Here is a 1,544-nt window from a genome sequence, read left to right on the forward strand (position 1 = left end):
TCCGCCGTCTCGCCGGTGGCGGCCATGCCGGCTGCGGCCCACGGGCCGTAGGCGAGGGCGGTGGCGGGCAGGCCGGCCGCGCGGCGGGCCGCGACCAGCGCGTCGAGCAGGGCGTTGCCGGCGGCGTAGCCGGCCTGTCCGCCGCCGCCCCAGACACCGGCCACGGAGGAGAAGACGACGAACGCGTCGAGGTCACGGTCCCGGCAGGCGGCGTCCAGGTGGACCGCCCCGAGCACCTTGCCGGCCAGGGTCCCGGCCAGGTCCCCGGCGGTCAGTTCGTCCGCCGGGGAGGTGCCGCCGGAGGCGCCGGCGGTGTGCACGACCGCGGTCAGCCCGGGCAGTTCGTCCACCAGATCGGCGACGGCGACGGCATCGCTGACGTCGCAGGCCACCACGCGGGCGGCGCCGAGCTCGTCGACCAGTTCGGCCGCCCCGGGGGCGTCGGGGCCGCGCCGGGAGGCGAGCACCACCTCGGCCGCCCCGTTGGCCAGCAACCAGCGGGCCACGTGCCGGCCCAGCGCGCCCGTGCCGCCGGTGACCAGCACCGTCCCCCGTGGCCGCCACCCGGCCCCGGCCGGCGGCGACGCCGGAACGAGGCGCCGGGCGAACACACCGTTGCGGCGGACGGCCACCTGGTCGTGGGCGCCGTCGGCGAGGACCGCGACGAGCGCGGCCCGGGTACCCCGATCGGCGCGGGTGGGCAGGTCGATCAGGCCACCCCACCGGTCCGGCCGTTCCAGGGCCACGACCCGGCCGAGGCCCCAGGCCAGCGCCGACCAGACGTCGCCGCCCCGCTCGCCGGGCGAGACCGGCAGGGCGGTACGGCTGAGCGCCCACACCCGTCCGGGCAGGCCGGTGTCGATGAGCGCCTGGGTGAGGGTGAGCAGCGCGGCCGCTCCGGCGGGGAGAGCCGGCGCGTGCGCGAGCGGCCGGTCCTGGCGGGGCAGGACGCAGAGCACTCCGGCCCAGCCCTGGTCGCTGATCCGCCGCAGCCGCTCCCCCAGCTCCCGCCGGCCGTGGCCGGAGGGCACCGTCACGGTGTCCACCCGCGCGCCGGCCTCGGCGAGCGTCTTCGCGATGCCCGCGTCGGCGCCGCCGCTGACGGTGGCGACCAGCCAGCGGCCGGACAACCCGGGCACGGGGGCCGGGCGCACCGGCTCCCACCCGATCCGGTACGACCAGTCGTCCAGTGCGGCGCCGCGGTTGCGGGCCCGGCGCCAGGTGGACAGGACGGGCAGGGCCGGGGTGAGGGCGTCCACGGCGGTGTCGTCGCCGAGTTGGGTGGCCAGGGCGGTCAGGTCGCCGCTCTCCACGGCGGCCCAGAACTCGGCGTCCGGGCCGGCCTGCACCCGCGGCGCCGGCTCGGGCCAGTAGCGCTGGTGCTGGAAGGCGTAGGTGGGCAGGTCGACGCGGGTCGCGCCGGTGTCGGCGAACCACGGTGCCCAGGTCACCGGGACGCCGTGCACGTGCAGGTCGGCCAGCGCGGCCAGCAGGGCGTGGGTCTCCGGCCGGTCCCTGCGTTGGGTGGCGACGGCGAGCACGCC

1 protein-coding gene is annotated in these 1,544 nt (G+C 79.0%); it reads right to left on the reverse strand.

Translation table 11 applies throughout. The features are described 5' to 3' along the window. Nucleotides 1-1,544 (reverse strand): SDR family NAD(P)-dependent oxidoreductase (locus B0E53_RS36420; protein ID WP_146167972.1); only part of this gene is annotated, 1,544 nt, incomplete at both ends.

Source organism: Micromonospora sp. MH33 (genome assembly GCF_003013775.1).
In the GTDB taxonomy this organism is placed as follows: Bacteria; Actinomycetota; Actinomycetes; order Mycobacteriales; family Micromonosporaceae; genus Micromonospora; species Micromonospora fulviviridis.